Annotated in this window: 11 protein-coding genes and 1 tRNA gene; 3 read left to right on the plus strand and 9 right to left on the minus strand. The window is 60.4% G+C overall.

The features are described 5' to 3' along the window. Positions 1-1,117 (minus strand): hypothetical protein (locus HMPREF2971_RS08040; RefSeq protein ID WP_083314099.1); only part of this gene is annotated, 1,117 nt, incomplete at its 3' end. 586 nt (positions 1,118-1,703) lie between these two features. Here HMPREF2971_RS08040 and HMPREF2971_RS08045 point away from each other — a divergent pair. After that, positions 1,704-3,131 (plus strand): histidine kinase, encoded by a 1,428-nt coding sequence (locus HMPREF2971_RS08045; protein ID WP_210398881.1) that lies wholly within the window; start codon positions 1,704-1,706, stop codon positions 3,129-3,131. 41 nt (positions 3,132-3,172) lie between these two features. Continuing rightward, positions 3,173-4,030 (plus strand): response regulator, encoded by an 858-nt coding sequence (locus HMPREF2971_RS08050; RefSeq protein ID WP_070692379.1) that lies wholly within the window; start codon positions 3,173-3,175, stop codon positions 4,028-4,030. Between the two features lie 168 nt (positions 4,031-4,198). Here the strand turns inward: HMPREF2971_RS08050 and HMPREF2971_RS08055 are convergent, their stop codons facing one another. The 8 genes from HMPREF2971_RS08055 to HMPREF2971_RS08090 form a co-directional block, all read right to left on the minus strand. After that, positions 4,199-4,516 (minus strand): nucleotidyltransferase family protein, encoded by a 318-nt coding sequence (locus HMPREF2971_RS08055; RefSeq protein ID WP_005505534.1) that lies wholly within the window; start codon positions 4,514-4,516, stop codon positions 4,199-4,201. A 178-nt stretch (positions 4,517-4,694) separates the two neighbouring features. Further along, complete coding sequence (locus HMPREF2971_RS08060) at positions 4,695-7,448, minus strand: ABC transporter permease (protein ID WP_070692383.1); 2,754 nt, start codon at positions 7,446-7,448, stop codon at positions 4,695-4,697. A gap of 3 nt (positions 7,449-7,451) precedes the next feature. Further along, positions 7,452-8,219, minus strand: a complete 768-nt coding sequence (locus HMPREF2971_RS08065; protein ID WP_070692386.1) for an ABC transporter ATP-binding protein — start codon at positions 8,217-8,219, stop codon at positions 7,452-7,454. Between the two features lie 310 nt (positions 8,220-8,529). After that, positions 8,530-10,074, minus strand: a complete 1,545-nt coding sequence (gene metG, locus HMPREF2971_RS08070; RefSeq protein ID WP_070692387.1) for a methionine--tRNA ligase — start codon at positions 10,072-10,074, stop codon at positions 8,530-8,532. 597 nt (positions 10,075-10,671) lie between these two features. Next, positions 10,672-10,744 (minus strand) — tRNA-Lys (locus HMPREF2971_RS08075). A gap of 210 nt (positions 10,745-10,954) precedes the next feature. Further along, entirely contained in the window at positions 10,955-11,983 is a 1,029-nt protein-coding gene (gene ilvC / locus HMPREF2971_RS08080; protein WP_070692390.1) for a ketol-acid reductoisomerase, read from the minus strand. A gap of 252 nt (positions 11,984-12,235) precedes the next feature. After that, entirely contained in the window at positions 12,236-12,736 is a 501-nt protein-coding gene (gene ilvN, locus HMPREF2971_RS08085) for an acetolactate synthase small subunit (protein WP_049362112.1), read from the minus strand. Further along, a complete protein-coding gene (locus HMPREF2971_RS08090; RefSeq protein WP_070692393.1) occupies positions 12,736-14,538 on the minus strand; it encodes an acetolactate synthase large subunit in 1,803 nt (600 codons plus the stop codon). Before HMPREF2971_RS08090 ends, ilvN begins: the two co-directional genes overlap by 1 nt. Before the next feature lie 462 nt (positions 14,539-15,000). On the opposite strand from HMPREF2971_RS08090, the gene HMPREF2971_RS08095 reads away from it, so the two are divergent. Next, positions 15,001-15,540: a hypothetical protein gene (locus HMPREF2971_RS08095; RefSeq protein ID WP_049352918.1), complete on the plus strand. Its 540-nt coding sequence runs from the start codon at positions 15,001-15,003 to the stop codon at positions 15,538-15,540. Positions 15,541-15,957: the final 417 nt, after the last annotated feature.

A 15,957-nucleotide genomic window follows, 5' to 3' on the forward strand; every position in this document is an offset into this window, starting at 1 on the left:
CACCGTAGCCTGCGCCACCACCTGCGGAGATGACGGACTCGTAGCCGTTGAAGTTGAAGCCGATGGAGGAGTACTCGAGAGCGTAACCGGTACCGTTGTGGGTACCCTCTTCCTTCTTGGTGCGATCGTTGTTGTCGATCAGGTAGGAGTAGGATGCTACACCGTCACCACCGGCACCGGTGAAGCCGGAGCCACCGTTGTTACCGGACTTGGAGGACTGGTAAATCTCCTGGTTGTTGGCGGAGGAGAAGCCCAGAACACCGTTCGGGGACTTGCCGGTGTGCAGAGCGGTCTTAGCACCACCGTTACCACCGATACCGTTTGCGCCACCTTCACCGGCCTCAACGGTTTCGCGGATAGAGTTGTCAGCGTCGTAGATACCGAAGCCTTCAAGACCTGCAGAACCCGATGCACCGTCAGCGGAACCACCGGTGGAACCGAAGATGATGTTGCCGTTGCGCTTTGCGCCGGAGGGCCACTGCCAAGAAGCGGTCACTGCGCCAGCTTCCATGTACTGGGGGTTGTTGTTAGCGCCACCGTTGTTGATGAAGCCAGCGCCACCGCCGCCACCTGCAACTGCAACGGGGGTACCGTTGACGACCAGAGCGGAGGAGCCACCACCGGAAGCGGAGTAGGTAATACGCTTCAGGGGGGAGTTAGCGGGCCAAATAGTGTTGACCTGCTGCATGATGCTGGAGGGGATGGGGTTGGGCAGGCTGGAGGAACCACCGTTACCGTAGCCCTCACCACCCTCAGCTGCAGTCAGGGGGCCGTTACCAATACCACCGGCTGCGCCGATGAGCTGAACGGTCTGGCCTTCCTTGACCTCGATGATACCGGTGATCTTAGCACCGGAGCCTGCTGCCATATCGTCGTAGTTGGTACCACCAGCGCCACCGACGACCTCGAACTTAATCTTGTCGACCAGTGCGGGAACAACGAAGGATGCGGTGCCCTTAGCACCGGATGCGGCGCCGTTTGCGGAGTAAGCTACGGTCTCTTCCCACTCACAAACAGTGGAGGAAGCGAAAGCGGGAACTGCAGCAGATGCTGCGACAACCGGAGCAGCCCATGCTGCGCCAGCGACAACCTTGCGGCGAGAAATGTTAGTAGACATGTATGTCCTTCGAGAGTGATGTCATTTTGAGGAATAAAAGTTATCACCCGCCGTCGTGCGCGGCGAAGAACGTCACCTGATGAGATTCGAGTGAGTGAAGTAGGCTTGCGCCTAACCTCTGGTGATAACGACATAATGCTGTACTCCGCTCCCCTACATAGGGAGACGCGCTTCAGAACGCTTGGTGTTCGTTCTGTAAGGCCTTAGACCTCGGGCGCAGATTTCGGGTACGGCTAAAACTATACCCATCAAGAACCTATCCCGCAATGGTTCCAAAAATGGTTTGATGAGGGGGTTTCCCTTAAACTCTCCGCCTTAGTTGAAGGTTTTTCAACCAAAATAGGTTACTTAAGGGAGTTACAGGTCTCTTAAACCCGAATTCGAACCCCATACAACCCCAAACCCTCAAGCTTTAGTTGAATAAATAATCTACAAAAAAGTAATCAAGGTCACTAAAAATAGATGTTTTTAGCGTGTCACACACACGCAAGCACACACCCACACACACAAACCCACAGAATATTCCTGCATGTGAGAGCACAAAAGAGGCCCCAACCCCTCACAAACACCCAGATACACTGGAAACATGCCCCTCAAGCACACCGAACCCCAGAAGAACCCACAGAACAGCACCGAGACAGCCGAATCAGGCTACGCCGTAACGCATACCCGCGGCCGCTCAGAAAACAGCGACCTACCCGCCGACGCAATCAGCGCCTCCAGCCGCGTGCAAAACTACATCAGAGACAAACGCAGCTGGATGAACGTCCTCGTCGTCGCACACATGCAGTTCTTCTGCTGCATGCTCTCCGTTGCCTTCGTCAACAACTACGGCTGGATCCCGCTCATCTCCGCGCTCTGCAGCACCACCGCGCTCTACTTCCGCTACCGCTTCCCCTACGGCAGCATCTACGTGGTCATCGCGGCGCTCTGCCTCACCCTCGTGGAGCCCTTCCCCGACTCACTCGCCATCACCTGCTACCCGCCCGTCAGCCTCGCCGCCTACCATATCGGTCGGCACTGGACCCGCCGCGCCCGCTTCCGCGGCCTCATTCTCGGCTGGGTCGGCGCACTCGCCGTCACCGTGCAGGCCTCGCTCTCGTTCCTCTACCACTGGGACGACATGCCCGCCCGCATCTTCATCTCCCTGATGCTCGGCGTGCTCTGCGGATCCATCTTCACCGTCTTCTGGTTCCTCGGCGACTCCCGCCGCATGCGCGAACTGCGCAGCGAGGAATTCAAAGAACGCGCCCGCCGCCTCGAATACGAGCAGGAACAGGAACGCCGCCTCGCAGCGCAGGACGAACGCACCCGCATCGCCCGCGAAATGCACGATATTGTGGCGCACTCGCTCTCCAGCATTATTTCCCAGGCGGACGGGGCACGCTACGCAGCCGCGAGCACCCGCACCGCACGCGCACAGCAGGTAGAACAGGCAAAGCAGGCGGGTCAGGCTCAGCAGCAGAATACGCCGGATATTGCGGAGCAGACCCTCGAGCTCATCGCCGAGACCGCCCGCGACTCCCTTACCCAGATGCGTTCCCTCCTCGGGCTGCTCCGCACCGACGAGGCGATCGCCTACGCGCCCGTGCCCACCCTCAACGATGTGCCCGGCCTCGTGGAGCAGAGCCGCCGCGCCGGACTACCCGTCACCTTCACCGGAATCACCGGCACCGGAATCACCGGCACCATGGCACGCACCCTACCGCAGGGTGCCGAACTGGCGGCGTACCGCACCGTGCAGGAGGCGCTCACCAACGCGCTCAAGCACTCCCCCGGCGCCGCAACCACCGTCGCCATTCACTGGGGTAAGGACGGCCTGCAGTTGTGGGTTCAGAACGGCCCGGTTTCCTCTGCCGCGGCTCAGCACATTGCCCGCCCGGTACCCGGTAGCGGTAACGGTCTGCGCGGCATGAGCGAGCGCATCGCCCTCTACCACGGCACCCTCACATACGGTCTGCAGCCTGATGGCGGCTGGCTCGTTGAGGCGGCGCTGCCCTACCGCGACCTCTAATAACGGTGCCCTCTACTACCTCGTGATCTAGGATTGAAACTATGTACTCTTCTGCACCACAGACTTCTGCACCACAGACCACCCAGCCGATTCGCGTGATGCTCGTTGACGACCAGCGCCTAGTGCGCGGCGGCCTGAGCATGCTCGTCAACTCCCAGCCGGACCTGCAGGTCGTCATGGAGGCTGATGACGGCCTGGCGGCAATTGACGTTTTTGACCGCATGGTGTCTGAGGGGCATGCGCCGCAGGTCATCCTCATGGATGTGCGTATGCCGCATTGCGACGGTCTGGAGGCGGCGCGCCGCATCCTGGAGCGTGACGCTCAGCGTGGCGTGGCTGAGGAGGAGCGGGTGCGCATTATTATGCTCACGACCTTTGATATTGACGAGTACGTGTATTCGGCGGTGCGTGCGGGCGCGAGCGGGTTCTTGTTGAAGGACACTCCGCCGGAGCAGCTGCTGGAGGCGATTCGTACGGTGCACCGCGGCGATGCGGTGATTGCGCCGTCTGCGACTCGCCGCCTGTTGGAGCATATGATTCCGGTGCTGGACTCCCCCGCCCCTGTTGCTCCTGTTGTTCCTGCCGCCGAGTCTGTTCCTGCTATTCCCCCGGCTGCTGGTTCTGAACTTCCTAAGGCGACGTTTATTCCGGCTGAGCATGCAAGCTTTGAGCCTGTGCAGGATTATCCGCATCGTGAGTTGATTGAGCAGTTGTCGCCGCGTGAGTTTGAGGTGCTGGGTTTGATTGCGCGCGGCTTGTCGAATGCGGAGATTACGCGGGAGCTGGTGCTTTCGGAGGCGACGGTGAAGACGCATGTGTCGCATGTGTTGGCGAAGTTGGGTGCGCGTGATCGTGTGCAGGCGGTCATTATGGCGTATGAGGCGGGTATCGCCCACTAGCACTCTCCTGCGTTTGCTCCCCTTATATAGGGCACACCATATAGAGGACACGGCAAAGCCCCGGCGGGCGCCTCCTTATCGGGGCACCCTCCGGGGCTCTTTAGTTAAGTGGTTTCTTGTATCTCATCGATGATTCGCTCAAAGTCGCTCATCAGCTCAGGCAACTTCTTATAGCGGCAGCTCCACCATGTCCGGTTCAGCCTCCGCGTAGATGCGGGGGCGCAACCGGGTGACCATATCCACGCTGCGGCCGGTCAGCTGTTCAATACGGTGCTGAGCGTCCACCATCTGCATGAACTCGTCAAAAGGAGCTACACCCGGCATCTGCACCAGAAAATCCAGGTCGCTCGTTTCGGTCAGCTCACCGCGGGCGGCGCTACCGAAGAGCCGGGCACGGCGCACACCAGCGTCACGGAGGATCTGAAGAACCTCCGCTTCATGGGGTAGCGTGTACCCGCGACGCAGATTGGGGTGGCTAGTACTCATACACCCATCATACGCGCAAAGCCATGCTACAGGTCAGCTCCAAGAGTCTGAGAGCACAAGCACGGCAGACTAGAGGACACAGTGAAGCCCCGGCGGGCGCCTCCTGATCGGGGGCACCCTCCGGGGCTTTCTCACGCCGAGTATCCGGAACTACACCGAATACTGTGACTATGCCGGGTTAGCCGCGCATACCCTCAACCGGGGACATGCGAGCCGAACGAGCCGCAGGCAGAGCCGAAGCGAGCATCGCGGCGAGCACACCCACCATGAGGATGACTACGTACCAGACGTACGGCAGGTCAAGCACCAGCGGGGCGGAAGCACTCATGGAAGACATAATAATCTGCGCCGAGAGGCTACCAATCACCGCACCGGAAACCATACCGAGCACCACAGCGGCGAGCGTAATCAGAATCGCCTCAATGGAGATCATGCGGCGCAGCTGCTTGCGGGACAGACCCAGCGAACGGAGCATCGCGTTCTCGCGGCGGCGTTCGTTGACCGACAGGGTCATCGTGTTCGCCACACCAATGATGGAGATGACCACTGCGAGCATGAGCATCACCAGGGTGAAGGTCAGCATAACGGTCAGCAGCTGGTCGTAGGTCTGACGTTCCTGCAAGCCACCGGTGAAGGAGCTGTCAGGGCTGGCTCGGTTCAGGTCAGCCTGCAGGGTCGCGTTCTCGCTACTGGTCAGCGGGGAGGCGGCGCGCACCAGAACGACGGTGTCGTTACCGGTTGCCTGGCTGGTGACAGTCAGGTGAGCTGCCTTTGTCTGAGCTTCCTTGTCACCGCTGGCGATTGCTTCTTCCAGGCGCTTCTGAGCTTCCTCAGCGGCAGGGTTGGCAACCTTCTGCGGGTTCTTGGCGTCCTGCAGCTTGGCGGCGGTGGCAGGGTTGACAATCAGCAGGTGCTGCTTGGTTGCGGACTTGACGGGCTTGAGTTCCACTTCGCCGAGCGGGCCGTGTGCCTTCAGACGGCTGGACTCATTCAATCCAGCGGACTTCCAGAGGCCCTGCGGTACGAGCACGGTGTCGTCAGCAAGGTTCGAGTTTTCGCCCGGCAAGATTGCCTTCAAATCGGAGGAGCTCAGCGCCACCAGGTCGGAATTCTGGTTGGCGGTCTGGCCTTCGTACTCGACGGTGTAGTCAACCACACCGGCTGCGTAACCGACGGCGGATGCCTGAACGTTCTTAATACCCTTGACCTTGGAGGCGATTTCCTCCGCCTTGGTCACGGTGGAGGCAGCCTCGGACTGGTCGTACGAGCTGTACTTTGCCTGCGCAGAAATCGGGTACTGCTGATCCAAGGCTTTGGTCAGCGAGGCGCTCAGCACCGAGTAACCGGTCAGCACAGTCGATACGACCAGGGTACCCACCAGCACGGCACGACCGGTGGAGACGGTGCGCTTGGGCGAACGCAGCGCGTTGGCGAGCGCCAGCTTGCCGGTCTGGGTGCGGGTGACCTTACCGAGGGCACGTACCAGCGGCGGCAGCACCAGCGGGGTGATGAGGAAGACCGCAATACCGAGCAGCAGTGCGGCCCCCATCATGAGGAGGATGGCCTTATTGCCGGCACCCTCACCGGAACCCTGGTTCTGAGCCAGCATAACCAGGCCGATACCTGCGGCACCGAAGACCAGACCCAGGATCGGGCCGACCTTGCCGGGCTTGCGCACCTCAAGGTTGGTGTGCTCGCTCATCGCGCTGATGGGCGAGATGCGCAGGGCGCTTCGTGCCGGGGAGAGCGACGCCAGAACCGTAACGATGGTGCAGATCAGGGTACTGATAATCACCGGGGTGATCGTGTAGGAGATCATGATGGTCGAGACCATGCTTCCCACCAGCATGCCGACCGGGAAGGTCAGCAGTGCACCGATGAGGGAGAACACCACGCCCACGGTAATGGATTCGATGAGTAGCATCCGTACGAGGGAGCCGCCGCGGGCACCGAGGGTGCGCAGCAGAGCCAGTTCACGGATGCGCTGGCCGACCAGCACCGCGAAGGTGTTGGAGATGACGAACGAGGAGACCAGCAGAGCCAGTGCCGCGAAGGCGCCCAGAACCACGCTAATGGAGGTGAAGACCGTGGAGATGGTCTTCTGGTAGTCCTCCAGCAACTTCTGACCGGTCATGACTCGCGGGTCGTTCTTGGTGTCGCCGCTGCTGAGGGTATCCTGCAGGCTCTTGAGTTTGGCGTCGGTTACGCCGTCCTTGAACTTGAGGTAGATGAGGTTCGCGCCAGCCATGCTTCGGTAGCCTGCCGCGGAGCTCTTGTTTTCTGCCTCAGATGCCTTCAGGGTGGCTTCGCCGAGGCTGGTGCCGCCAATGAAGACAGCCTGGTTGGTGGTGGAGCCTTCAAAACCGGGGTCGAACAGACCGACGACGGTGTATTCGGCGGTCTTATTGGTACCGGGAGCGCTGACGGATTCCACAACGTCGGTGCTGGTGACCTTGCCGTTCAGCGAGAGGTTGTGCTTCTTCGCGAAGTAGGTAGAGACCATGATTTCGTGGTCGCTACTGGGGATTTTGCCCTGCACCTTGTACGGGAAGAGACTCGAGTCGGCGGGCAGCTGGTCGTACTGCACGGGGGTTTTCTGGTCGCCGGTACCGATCGAACCCGTGACGGCGTACTGCACCCAGTAGCCGGAGAGCAGGTCGCTCTGCTCCACTTTCTGAATCTGGTCACGCGTCAGGTAGATAGAGGTGCTGTCTTGACCGTCGCTGGTTGTAGCGGCGGAGGCGACGACCGCCTCGGCGCGGGAGAGCACGTCACCAACGGAGGAATTGACGGTCGCCTGCAACGAGTTGGTGAGCATCATAATGGCGGCGATGAAGAAGGATGAGATCGCGATGCCTATGCCCGTGAGGATGTATTTTCCTTTGGAGGCGCGCAGATTGGAGCGCGCCACCGTGTTCAGTGTGGTTGCCACGGCTTATCGACCTTCCAGCTGTGCCATTGCGCCGAGCACGGCGTCGTAGGTGGGTTCGATCATTTCGCCGGCGACCATGCCGTCCTTGATGAAGACCACGCGGTCTGCGTAGGAGGCGGCGTTTGCGTCGTGGGTGACCATGAGGATGGTCTGTGCGTGATCGGTTGCGGCGGCACGCAGCAGGCGCAGCACCTCGGCGCCGGAGTTGGAGTCGAGGTTACCGGTCGGTTCGTCGGCGAAGACCACTTCGGGGCGTGCGAGCAGTGCACGCACGATGGCGACGCGCTGCTGCTGACCGCCGGAGAGCTGTTCGGGGCGGTGGTCGAGGCGGGTTTCCAGGCCGAGGGTCTTAACCAGGTAGTCGCGCCACTGCGGGTCCGGCTTCTTACCGGCGAGGCCCAGGGGCAGGTCAATGTTCTGGCCCGCGGTGAGGGTGGGCACCAGGTTGAACGCCTGGAAGATGAAGCCGATGTGTTCGCGGCGGAATTCGGTGAGGGCGTTGTCCTTCAGACCGAAGCGCTCGGTACCGCCAATACGAATGGAGGTTGCCGGGTTCGGGTCGGGGGTGTCCAGGGTTGCGATGGTCTGCATCAGCGTGGACTTACCCGAGCCGGAGGGACCCATAATGGCGGTGAACTTGCCCTGCTCAAAGTCGACGGAGACGTTGTTGAGTGCGTGGACGGTTGCTTCACCCATGCCGTAGGTTTTGGAAAGGTTTCGTGCGGAGACGGCAACCTGTGCCGTCTGTGCGTGAGGAGTTGTCGTAGTCATAGTTCAATTATTTCACGCAGCATGGCGCTGACTACAGGGTTTTTCTCATCCTCCAGGTTGATTTTGGTAGGTGTTCACCGGCTCTTGACCTGCGGATGCAGGGGCTATCGCTAATCCCACGGGCTGAGATGCGTCTAAGGCTGGCTAGGAGGGGTGCCGGCATCATCCTTAAGTATGAGTGGCGGCTTAACCGGCGTTCTCACTCGCACCCGTACCTCTATATACGTGCATGCGAAAAGCCCCCGGCTCCTCCCCCACGGGGGTCAGGATGCCAGGAGCTTTTCTCGCTATTCGCTATTGCAGAAGCAGCCTATTCCTTGGGCGCTTCGTAGCGCGGGAACACCGGTGCGGGTGCGGGCAGTTCGGTGCCGGGCACGAGCGCGGTGCCGAGGGCGGCGAACTGGCGGGACTCGCCTTCGGGTACGCCGAGCAGGGTCAGCAGCTTGGCGGTCGACTCGGGCATGACGGGCTGCAACAGCAGGGCAACCTGGCGTACGACCTCGAGGGTCACGTACAGCACGGTGTTCATGCGCTCAAGCTCGCCGTTCTTGCGCAGGGTCCAGGGCTCCTGCTCTGCAAAGTAGGCGTTGGTGTCTGCGAGGACGGTCCAGATGCGGTCGAGTGCGCGGTGGAATGCCTGCTCGTCGAAGTCTGCACGGACAGGCTCGTAGAGGGCTGCCGCCTCGTCGAGGATCTTGCGGTCGGCTTCGGTGAATTCGCCGTGGGTGGGTACGGCGCCGCCGCAGTTCTTGGCGACCATGGACAGCGAACGCTGGGCGAGGTTGCCGAGGTTGTTTGCCAGGTCGGAGTTGATGCGGTTGATGATGGACTCTTCGGAGTAGGAGCCGTCCTGACCGAAGGACACTTCACGCATGAGGAAGAAGCGCACCGCGTCCAGGCCGAACGCGTCGACGAGGTTTGCGGGGTCGACGACGTTACCGACGGACTTGGACATCTTCTCGCCGTTGACGAGCAGGAAGCCGTGGCCGAACACGCGCTTGGGCAGTTCGATTCCGGCGGACCACAGGAATGCGGGCCAGTAGATGGAGTGGAATCGGGTGATGTCCTTACCGATGAGGTGCAGGTCGGCGGGCCAGTACTTGGCGAACAGTTCGTTGTCGGTGTCGGGGTAGCCGAGGCCGGTCAGGTAGTTGGTGAGGGCGTCGACCCACACGTACATGACGTGCTTGTCGTTGCCGGGTACAGGTACGCCCCAGTCGAAGGTGGTGCGGGAGATGGACAGGTCGTTGAGGCCGCCCTTGACGAAGGAAATCAGTTCGTTGCGGCGGGATTCGGGGTAGACGAAGCCTTCGTTGGCGTAGAGTTCGAGGAGCTTGTCGCCGTACTTGGAGAGGCGGAAGAAGTAGGATTCTTCTTCGGTCCATTCGACTTCGGTGCCGGTGGTGATGGCGTAGCGCTGGCCGTCGCGGACTTCGGTTTCGTCTTCTGCGTAGTAGGCTTCGTCGCGTACGGAGTACCAGCCGGCGTACTTGTCGAGGTAGATGTCGCCGTTTTCTTCCATGCGCTTCCAGATGGCCTGGGATGCGACGTAGTGGTCGGGGTCGGTGGTGCGGATGAAGCGGTCGTAGCTGATGTTCAGCGCGTCGTTCATTGCTTTGAAGCGTGCGGAGTTCTCGTCGGCGAGTTCCTTGGCGGTCTTACCGAGTTTTTCGGCGGTGGTCTGCATCTTCTGGCCGTGCTCGTCGGTGCCGGTCATGAAGCGCACGTCGAAGCCGTCGAGGCGCTTGAAGCGGGCTAGCACGTCGGCTGCGATGGTTTCGTAGGCGTGGCCGATGTGCGGGTTGCCATTGGGGTAGGAGATGGCGGTGGTGATGTAGAACGGAGTTGCAGTCATAACTTTCAGTTTACCGCAGTCTTAGGCGCGACTCTCACCGGGGTTACACTCTGATACGCGGTGGCTCATTGCGTGTGGGTGGAGGCTACCACGCCGCATGTTTCCTCCGCGCCTACGCAGGGGCACCCGTCACCCGGACGCTCCGCCCCTCCTTGCTTCGCTGCGGAGAGCGTCCGTGTGACACCCTGAGGGCGCTTCCGGAAAACACGGCGCACCAGCCTAAACATCCAAGCCGCCAAGTAGCAGACCAAACCGCGACAGCCCTCCCCCGCCCACATGCAAAACACCAACCGCCAAGCAACACACTAAATCGCGACAGCCCTCCCCCGCCCCAGTTCGCTAGGCACGGGGCGCACACCCAAACCACCGCGCAGCTACCGCAACCCCGGCGGGATAACGTGCCCCTGCCGAACCCGCAGAAACCATCTGAGGAATCGGTGTCGTCCGTAGTGACATCAGGGTGTCCGAGCTCTGCGAGGACAGGTCCCCCTGTAGGAACGAGGACGAACACCGATTCCTCAACCCATGAAGCCTGCATTTCAAGGGGAACGCAAAAATCCCGCTGATTCCGAAGAATCAGCGGGATTTTCTGTAAAGTGCGCCCCCTGGGACTCGAACCCAGAACCCATTGATTAAGAGTCAATTGCTCTGCCAATTGAGCTAGAGGCGCTTATTTGTTTTTCAAGGTTTCCCTTGCAACAAGTAAATACTATACGGCATTTTGTGAGTGCCCGCAACTCGATTAAGCATGAAATGCATCACATATTTGTTGAGTGTTGTTGTTCAGCTTGAAACAGCAAGAATCCGGCGCCCCGCCCCTCCCCTGTGCGGGGTGTGGGTGGAACGCCGGATTCTTAGAAAGCTATTGCTGAGCTACCGTTTAGCGAGCGACGGAACCTTCGGTGTAGTCGTCGTCAACGGAGTTCCAGGAGAACAGCTCGCGCAGCTTGCGGCCGGTTGCCTCGATGGGGTGTGCCTCGCCCTTTGCGCGCAGTTCCTTGAACTCGGGTGCGCCTGCAGCCTGGTCTTCCATGAAGCGCTTTGCGAAGTTGCCGTTCTGGATGTCTGCCAGGACAGCCTTCATGTTTTCCTTGACCTCGGGGGAGATTACGCGGGGGCCGGAGACGTAGTCGCCGTACTCTGCGGTGTCGGAGATGGACCAACGCTGCTTAGCGATGCCGCCTTCGATCATCAGGTCAACGATGAGCTTGAGCTCGTGCAGAACCTCGAAGTACGCGATTTCGGGCTGGTAGCCAGCCTCGGTCAGGACCTCGAAGCCGTACTGGACGAGCTGGGAGGTGGAGCCACAGAGGACTGCCTGCTCGCCGAACAGGTCGGACTCGGTCTCTTCGGTGAAGGTGGTCTTGATGACGCCTGCGCGGGTTGCGCCCAGTGCCTTTGCGTAGGACAGTGCCAGTGCGAGTGCTTCGCCGGATGCGTCCTTCTCAACTGCGACCAGGGCGGGAACGCCGCGGCCTGCTTCGAATTCGCGGCGGACGGTGTGGCCGGGGCCCTTGGGGGCGACCATTGCCACGTCGACACCCTCGGGTGCGGTGATGTAGCCGAAGCGGATGTTGAAGCCGTGTGCGAAGAACAGTGCGTTGCCGGGCTTGAGGTTCGGCTCGATGCTCTCTGCGTAGACCTTTGCCTGGACCTGGTCCGGGGTCAGGATCATGATGACGTCTGCTTCTGCTGCTGCTTCTGCAACGGTTGCGACGCGCAGGCCTTCTGCCTCAGCCTTGGCACGGGACTTGGAGCCCTCGGACAGACCGACGATGACCTTCACGCCGGAGTCACGCAGGTTCAGTGCGTGTGCGTGGCCCTGGGAGCCGTAACCGATAACTGCTACGGTGCGGCCCTGGATCAGGGAGAGGTCTGCGTCGTCGTTGTAGAAAATGGTTGCTGCCATTTCTTCTCCTCAGTAAGTTTGGTATGCGGCCCAGGCTGGGCTCAACATTCACTATTCTACTTGATAGCTGTTTAGTTGCGGGCTGTCGAGATTACTTCTCAGCATCTGAAGTATCCGGAAGGTCTGTGAGCCCATAGGGGCGGGTATCGCATCGCTGCCGGTTTTCCCGGTTGTGGCGGTGCGATACCCGACGCTATTTCCCGCTGGTGCGGGGTTGGTGTGGCACCCTGGTGGGTGTTAGATGCGCTCGCGCTAGATACGTTCGCTCATGGCGCGGGGGCCACGAGTGAGGGCGATAGTGCCGGCGCGAACAATTTCGCGAACGCCGTAGGGTTCGAGAACGTCCAGCAGTGCGTTGAGCTTCTCCTGGGAGCCGGTTGCCTCGATGACAAGGGACTCGGGGGAAACGTCGATCACGGATGCGCGGAACAGGTCGGCTGCCTGAACGATCTGCAGGCGGACTACGGGGTCTGCCTTGACCTTGATCAGGATGTGGTCGCGCTGGGTGGAGGAGTCGGTGGGAAGCTCGACGACCTTCAGCACGTGAACGAGCTTGTTCAGCTGCTTGGTAATCTGCTCGATGGTGTGAGCGTCACCCTCGGTCACGACGGTGATGCGGGAGACACCGGGGTTTTCGGTGGGGCCCACAGCCAGGGAGAGGATGTTGAACAGTCGGCGGGAGAACAGGCCGGAGACGCGGGTGAGAACGCCCGGCTTATCTTCTACCAGAACGGACAGAGTGTGCTGAGACATTAGTTCTCTCCCTCACGATCGAACTCGGGCGAAGTGTTCTTCGCAATCCAAATCTTGTCATTAGATACGCCTGCCGGGACCATGGGCCAGACGAGGGCGTGGGGGCTGACGGTGAAGTCAATGACCACGGGGCGGTCGTTGATTTCGAGGGCAGCCTTGATGGTTGCGTCCACGTCTTCGTCGCGTTCGCAGCGGAAGGTTGCGCAGCCGTATGCTTCGCCGAGCTTGACGAAGTCGGGGATGCGTACGGTGCCGTGGCCGTCCTTCAGGTCGGTGTTGGAGTAGCGCTCGTTGTAGAACAGAGTCTGCCACTGGCGCACCATGCCGAGGGAGGAGTTGTTGATGATGGCAACCTTGATGGGGATGTTGTTCTGTGCGCAGGTGACCAGCTCCTGGTTGGTCATCTGGAAGCAGCCGTCGCCGTCGATAATCCACACGGTGGATTCGGGGTGTGCGACCTTTGCGCCCATACCTGCGGGCACGCCGTAGCCCATGGTGCCGAGGCCTGCGGAGCTGATGAAGTGGCGGGGGCTTTCCTGCTGGATGTAGTGTGCGCCCCACATCTGGTGCTGGCCAACGCCGGTGACATAGTATGCGTCGGGGCCGGTGAGGGCGCTGATGCGCTCGAGAACGTACTCGGGCGAGCCGAGGCCGTCGTTGGGCTTCTCGTAGCCGAGCGGGTAGTCCTTGCGGATTGCGTTGAGCTCGTTCCACCATTCGGTGAGGTTCGGCAGCTGCTGTGCGAACTCGGTGGAGAGCAGGTCGGTCAGCTCGGGCAGGACGTACTTGAGGTCGCCGACGATCGGCACGTCTGCGAAGCGGATCTTCGAGATTTCTGCCGGGTCAACGTCAATGTGGATGACCTTAGCTTCGGGTGCGAAGGAGTCGAGCTTACCGGTGACGCGGTCGTCGAAGCGTGCGCCGAGGGTGATGAGCAGGTCAGACTTCTGCATTGCGGCGACGGCGGGGACGGTGCCGTGCATACCGGGCATGCCGAGGTTCTGCGGGTCGGAGTCCGGGAACGCGCCGATTGCGTTGAGGGTGGTGACGACGGGTGCGCCGATGAGCTTAGCCAGCTTGTGGAACTCTTCGGAGGCACCGGAGCGTACCAGGCCACCGCCGACGTAGAAGACGGGGTGCTTGGATTCGGTGATGAACTTTGCAGCTTCGTGAATCTGCTTGGAGTGGCCGCGGGTGACGGGGGTGTAGCCGCGCAGCTCCAGGTCTTCGGGGATGCCGCGGTATTCCATCATGCCGACCTGTGCGTCCTTGGTGACGTCCACGAGCACGGGGCCGGGGCGGCCGGTGGATGCAATGTGGAATGCTGCAGCCAGTGCGCGGGGGATGTCCTGCGGGTCGGTGATCATGAAGGAGTGCTTGGAGATGGGCATCGCCATGCCGACGATGTCAGCTTCCTGGAATGCGTCAGAGCCGAGCAGCGCGGTGGACACCTGGCCGGTGATTGCGACGAGGGGGACGGAGTCCATGTTTGCGTCTGCGATTGCGGTCAGCAGGTTGGTTGCGCCGGGGCCGGAGGTTGCGATGCACACGCCGGTCTTACCGCTGGACACTGCGTAGCCCTGGGCTGCGTGGCCTGCGCCCTGCTCGTGGCGGACCAGGATGTGGCGGACCTTCTTGGAGTCGTACAGGGGGTCATAGGTCGGCAGAATAGCTCCACCAGGCAGGCCGAATACGTCAGTCACACCCAGGTCTTCGAGGGTGCGGACGATTGCCTGAGAACCGGTCATGCGTTCTGCGGGAGCGTTTGCCGCGTCATCAGAAGTGGAAAATCCCATGGTCATGGAAATGCCTCGTGTCTTAATGGTTCTTCGTTGTACTCAATGTTCTGCGTGGGTGTTGTGTGATCCGCACGCATCCTATGCCCGGGGGTACCAAGCTATAAAAAATGCCCCTCGCTGTTGGTGGTAGCGGTAGGGGCGCTCAGTCGCAGTGAATTGACCCTGCCACTCGCCCTAGGCGACGTCGACAAGGTTTAGAATTCGCTGGTACATTGCTGTCTTCACCCTTCTATGGTGAAGCCCGGGGCGGGGGTGAGTCAAATCTCTATGGGGTGTCGTGGTGGTTTTTACATGGAAACCCCCTAGTCAACCTTCTTCTTTCATGATGTGGACACATTGCACTTGTTTACACATTCCCACGTATTCATTTGAACAGGTGAGAAAAACTCGCATTTTTGGACGTCATGGCGCGTAATATGCGCGAATACTCGTGACCTTCGTTGGTTGCCCCGGTAGACTGAAACTATGACCGAACCGATCATCCCGGTCGCTGATGAGCTGACCGAAGCAAGTAAGTACGCAGAGGTTGTTGACCCCCGTAACTCTGTTGAGAGTGACGTGTTTTTGACGGGTGAGGAACTCATTCGGGTTCTGCACCCGGTTTTTGACGAGCAGATTATTAATTACGGTGCATACAATTTGGTGTATGCGACGGGCCGTGCGGTTTACCGTAATCCTGATTTGGCGTTGCATCAGTCTCCTGATCAGGGGCATTTTATTGTTGGGTATCAGGATGCGCCTGATGAGGTGATTATTGCTCCGGTGAATTTGCCGGCGTTGACGCCTGCGGGTACTGCTACGACGATTGATAATACGAATGCGCTGCATGCGTATCGTGTGGGTGATGATGCGGTGACAATCGAGTCGGTGAATGGTAGCTCGTTTTATCTGTCGTTTGAGGATAATGCTGAGGTTGCGACTCGTTTTGGCGTTGGCTTGTTGGAGCAGGGTAAGGACGTGGAGGATTTCCGCGAGTTTGTGACGCGGATTTGGCCGGTCCTGTAATTGAGACTTTTCGTGTGGAAAGCCCGCCGCAACCCTTTGGGGTTGCGGCGGGCTTTCGCATGCCTACACCCGGCTATGTTGGACGCTTGAGGGGCGGTGCACGTCCTCGCCCCTACAGGCAAAACACCCAACCACCACGCAACACATTAAACCGCGACAGCCTCCCCCACTCCAGTTCGCTAGGCACGGGGCGCACACGAAACCACCGCGCACCCCAACGAACCGGCGGGATTAGCTCGAGGTTCGGCACCCTCCTCGCTCCTACAGGGGCACCCGCCCTCGCTTCGCTTCGGGCACCCTGATGTCGCTACAGAGGCCACCGAAACCTCCACGCGCCCGCTAGGTCGCGTATAGGCGTGCCCACCGGGAGCCCCTGGGTGCAGCTACGTTTTCCGGAAGCGCCCTCAGGGTGTCACA

Source organism: Rothia sp. HMSC066G07 (assembly GCF_001814485.1).
In the GTDB taxonomy this organism is placed as follows: Bacteria; Actinomycetota; Actinomycetes; order Actinomycetales; family Micrococcaceae; genus Rothia.

What these genes read in the sequence shown, in the direction of transcription:
- HMPREF2971_RS08050 (WP_070692379.1), top strand. Translation starts at nt 3,173, where the DNA reads ATGTACTCTTCTGCACCACAGACTTCTGCACCACAGACCACCCAGCCG.
- HMPREF2971_RS08065 (WP_070692386.1), bottom strand. Translation starts at nt 8,219, where the DNA reads ATGACTACGACAACTCCTCACGCACAGACGGCACAGGTTGCCGTCTCC.
- HMPREF2971_RS08055 (WP_005505534.1), bottom strand. Translation starts at nt 4,516, where the DNA reads ATGAGTACTAGCCACCCCAATCTGCGTCGCGGGTACACGCTACCCCAT.
- ilvC (WP_070692390.1), bottom strand. Translation starts at nt 11,983, where the DNA reads ATGGCAGCAACCATTTTCTACAACGACGACGCAGACCTCTCCCTGATC.
- ilvN (WP_049362112.1), bottom strand. Translation starts at nt 12,736, where the DNA reads ATGTCTCAGCACACTCTGTCCGTTCTGGTAGAAGATAAGCCGGGCGTT.
- HMPREF2971_RS08045 (WP_210398881.1), top strand. Translation starts at nt 1,704, where the DNA reads ATGCCCCTCAAGCACACCGAACCCCAGAAGAACCCACAGAACAGCACC.
- metG (WP_070692387.1), bottom strand. Translation starts at nt 10,074, where the DNA reads ATGACTGCAACTCCGTTCTACATCACCACCGCCATCTCCTACCCCAAT.
- HMPREF2971_RS08090 (WP_070692393.1), bottom strand. Translation starts at nt 14,538, where the DNA reads ATGACCATGGGATTTTCCACTTCTGATGACGCGGCAAACGCTCCCGCA.
- HMPREF2971_RS08095 (WP_049352918.1), top strand. Translation starts at nt 15,001, where the DNA reads ATGACCGAACCGATCATCCCGGTCGCTGATGAGCTGACCGAAGCAAGT.